The 4,138-nt window shown below is 68.2% G+C and carries 3 protein-coding genes; all 3 read left to right on the plus strand.

Going from position 1 to position 4,138, the window contains the following annotated elements; all coding sequences use genetic code 11:
• The coding region (locus ACI38Z_RS03140) for an AAA family ATPase (protein WP_439788731.1) at positions 1 to 1,673 on the plus strand (1,673 nt) is incomplete at its 5' end.
• Positions 1,674 to 2,579, plus strand: coding sequence for a signal recognition particle-docking protein FtsY (gene ftsY / locus ACI38Z_RS03145; protein WP_439788732.1), 906 nt, complete (start codon positions 1,674 to 1,676; stop codon positions 2,577 to 2,579). It abuts the gene before it with no gap.
• A gap of 5 nt (positions 2,580 to 2,584) precedes the next feature.
• Positions 2,585 to 3,964: a signal recognition particle protein gene (gene ffh, locus ACI38Z_RS03150; protein WP_439788733.1), complete on the plus strand. Its 1,380-nt coding sequence runs from the start codon at positions 2,585 to 2,587 to the stop codon at positions 3,962 to 3,964.
• Positions 3,965 to 4,138 lie beyond the last annotated feature (174 nt).

The following is a 4,138-nucleotide window of genomic DNA, read 5'->3' on the forward strand; positions in this document are numbered from 1 at the left end:
ACGTCCGTGCGGCGCTCGACGCGAACGGGAAGGCGCCGGCGCTCACGTACGTGACGCCGCAGGGCGTGACGGTGCTCCCGGACGGCAGGGTCGAGGTCGGTACGGCGGGCGGCGCGGAGCAGGGCTCGCTCGAGCGCAAGCGCCGCATCAGGGCGCTGCGCGATGGCATGGACGCGCTGGAGGAGGCGCTCGCGAGGGCGACGGAGGGCATCTCCGCCGCGGAGGCCGAGCTGGCTGACGCCCGTGAGGCGAGCGCGCACGCGAAGGGCGAGGTCGCGAGGCTCAAGGGCGAGCTCTCGTCCGCTACGTCCGAGGTGGGCAGGCTCGAGGCGCAGCTCCGCCAGGCGAGCTCCGAGCAGGCGCAGGTCTCCAAGAACCGCGCCGCCGCCGCCGAGCGCGCGGGCAAGGCGCGCCAGGAGGTCGAGCGCCATAAGAGGGCCGCGGACGAGGCCGAGAGGCGCACGGGCGAGCTCTCGAGCAAGCTCGAGGAAGCCTCGACGGAGCGCCAGCGCGCCTCGCACGAGGAGAACGAGACGCAGGACAAGCTGTCCGACGCCAAGCTCAAGCTCGCGACCATCGTCGAGAGGCGCAACCACCTCGCCGTGCGCGAGGAGGAGCTCTCGCGCCAGGTGGCCGACCTGGAGAGGCGCCGGAAGCAGACCGAGGAGAGCTCGCGCGCGCTCGACGTGCTGAGACTTCGCGTCGAGCCGCTGCACGAGCGCTACGAGGCCGTGCACGAGCGCGCCCTCGCCTGGGCCGCGCGCCTGAAGGACCGCGCCTCGCTCGCAGAGGCGGACTCCGACTCGCTCAAGAAGACGATCGCGGACGCCCGCGAGGCCGTGAGCGACGCGCAGGGCGAGCTCGACCGCGCAAACGGCGTCGCGAACAACGTGAAGGTCGAGGTCGGCAAGCTCGAAGTGCAGGTCGAGAACGCCATCAACGACATCGTCTCGAGGGGCTACGTGCTCGAGGACGCTCTGGCGCTTCCCGAGCCCGAGGACCGCGTGGCCATGGAGAAGACCGTGGCGCGCATCAAGCGCGAGCTCTCGGACATGGGACCCGTTAACGAGGTCGCCATGGACGAGTACGAGAGGCTCAAGAAGCGCTCGGACTACATAGGGGAGCAGGTGGCCGACCTCGAGCAGGCCCGGAAGGCGCTCGCCAAGATCAACGCGGCCATCGACCGCAAGATGCGCCGCCAGTTCCTGGTGGTGTTCGACAAGGTGAACGCGAACTTCTCGGAGATATTCTCCATGCTCTTCCCCGGCGGCAAGGCCCACCTCGAGATGACGGACCCGGACCACCTGGACGAGACCGGCGTCGAGATCGTGGCGCAGCCGCAGGGCAAGAGGATCCAGAAGATGACGCTCATGAGCGGCGGCGAGAAGTCGCTCACGGCGCTCGCGCTCCTCTTCGCGGTGTACAAGACGCGCACCGTGCCGTTCTACGTGTTCGACGAGGTCGAGGCGGCGCTCGACGACTCGAACCTCTCCAAGCTGCTCGACGCGATCGAGAGGCTGAAGGAGACGACGCAGCTTATAGTAATCTCTCACCAGAGGCGCACCATGGAGCAGGCCGACGTGCTGTACGGCGTGTCCATGCAGGCGGACGGCGTCAGCCACGTCGTGAGCCAGCGCCTCGACAGGACGACGGGAAAGGTGGTCGAGGCCTAGATGGGCATGTTCGACAGCTTGAAGCGCGGTCTCGCGCGCTCCCGCGAGGCACTCGCGGAAGTCTTCTACATGGGCGGCGAGGTCGACGACGAGTTCTGGGAGGACCTCGAGGACCGCCTGGTCATGGGCGACATGGGCGCCGAGGTGGCCATGAAGGTCACGGACGACCTGCGCGAGCAGGCGGCGCGCGAGGGTCTCAAGACGGCCCGCCAGCTCAGCCGGGCGCTCGCGGAGCGGCTCGCCAAGGAGTTCGTCCCCGCCGAGGTCGACCCCTTCGAGGACGTGCCGTCCTGCGTGCTCTTCGTGGGCATCAACGGCGCGGGCAAGACCACGACGGTGGGCAAGCTAGCGGGCGTGGCCAAGCGCGAGGGCAGGCGCTGCCTCATTGGCGGCGCGGACACGTTCAGGGCGGCCGCCATCGAGCAGCTCGAGGTCTGGGGCAAGCGCTCCGGCACGGAGGTCGTCACGCGCGAGCGCGGCGCCGACCCCGCGAGCGTCTGCTACGACGTGCTCGGCCGCGCGGAGAAGGACGGGGACGACCTCGTCCTGATCGACACGGCGGGAAGGCTCCACACGAGCCCCGAGCTCATGCGCGAGCTCGAGAAGGTCGTGCGCGTGACCCGCAAGCGCGCCCAGATTCCCGTGAGGGTCGTGCTCGTGATCGACGCGACCACGGGCCAGAACGGCCTCAACCAGGCACGCGAGTTCAACTCCGCCCTCGACCTCGACGGCATCATCGTGACGAAGCTCGACGGGACCGCCAAGGGCGGCATCGCGCTCGCCATATCCCACGACCTCAACCTCCCCATCTACCGCATCGGCGTGGGCGAGGGCATCGACGACCTGCAGACCTTCGACGCGCTCGAGTTCTCCCGCGCGCTCGTGGGTGACGGAGAAAGTGAGTGACGAACATGTTCGACAGCCTATCCGACAGACTCCAGAACACCTTCGAGAAGCTGCGCGGCAAGGGCCGCCTGACCGAGGACGACATCAACTCCGCCATGCGCGAGATCCGCATGGCGCTCCTCGAGGCGGACGTGAACTACCGCGTCGTCAAGAACTTCGTGGCGCAGTGCAAGGAGAAGTGCATGACGGCCGAGGTGCTGGAGTCCCTCACCCCGGCGCAGAACGTCGTGCGCATCGTGCTCGACCAGCTGACGCAGCTGCTCGGCAGCACCGAGTCCAAGCTCGTCCTCGCGCAGAACCGCACGCCCAACGTGATCATGCTCGTGGGCCTGCAGGGCTCCGGCAAGACTACCGCGGCCGCGAAGCTCGCGTTTCTCCTCAAGAAGCAGGGGCACAGCCCGCTGCTCGCCGCGTGCGACGTGCACCGTCCCGCCGCAGCCGACCAGCTCGAGACGCTGGGCAAGGAGATCGGCGTGCCGGTCTACCGCGGTGACGGCAAGGACGCCGTCAAGGTGGCCAGCGAGTCCATCAAGGCGGCCGTCGACGGCCTGCGCGACATCGTGATCGTGGACACGGCCGGCCGCCTGCAGATCGACGAGCAGATGATGCAGGAGGCCGTCGACATCAAGAACGCGGTCAAGCCCGACCAGATCCTCATGGTGGTCGACGCGATGACCGGCCAGGACATCGTGAACGTGGCGTCCGAGTTCGCCGAGCGCGTCGACTTCGACGGCGTCATCATGTCCAAGCTCGACGGCGACGCCCGTGGCGGCGGCGCGCTGTCCGTGCGCGAGGTCACCGGCAAGCCCATCAAGTTCGTCTCGATGGGCGAGAAGCCCGACTCCCTCGAGGTCTTCCACCCGGACAGGATGGCCAAGCGCATCCTGGGCATGGGCGACGTCGTGAGCATCATCGAGCAGGCCCAGCAGGTCACGGACGAGAAGGACATCGAGTCCGCGGCGAGGATGCTCCGCGAGGGCTTCACGATGGACGACATGCTGCAGCAGATGCAGCAGATCAGGAAGATGGGCGGCCTGCAGAAGATCCTGGCGGCGCTCCCCGGCGGCGAGCGCGCGCTCAAGCAGGCCGGCGGCAGCGTGTCCGACGACCAGATCACTCGCATCGAGGCGATGATCCGCTCCATGACCAAGGAGGAGCGCCAGCGCCCCAAGACCATCAACGGCCAGAGGCGCAAGCGCATCGCGCGCGGCTCCGGCAGGAGCGTCCAGGAGGTCAACCAGCTGCTCAAGCAGTGGTCCGAGATGGACAAGATGATGGGCAAGATGCGCTCGATGGCAAACGGTGGCGGCAACTCCAAGAAGGCGCGCCGCCAGATGACGAGCATGATGCGCAACATGGGCATGGGCGGCAAGATGCCGTTCTAGCTCGCAACCCGGTACGAGACGCCTGGTGCATGCACCGGGGCAAGTGGGGCGCCCGCGAGCCAGACGGCTCGCGGGCGCCCTTGCGCTTGCGCGGGACCGCCCTACCTTGCCAGCAGGGCCTGGTAGCCCGCCATCGTGTAGTAGTTGTACGGCTGGTTGAAGTGCGGCAGGAAG

Origin of the sequence: Parafannyhessea sp., assembly GCF_051876455.1 — a bacterium.
GTDB lineage: Bacteria > Actinomycetota > Coriobacteriia > Coriobacteriales > Atopobiaceae > Parafannyhessea.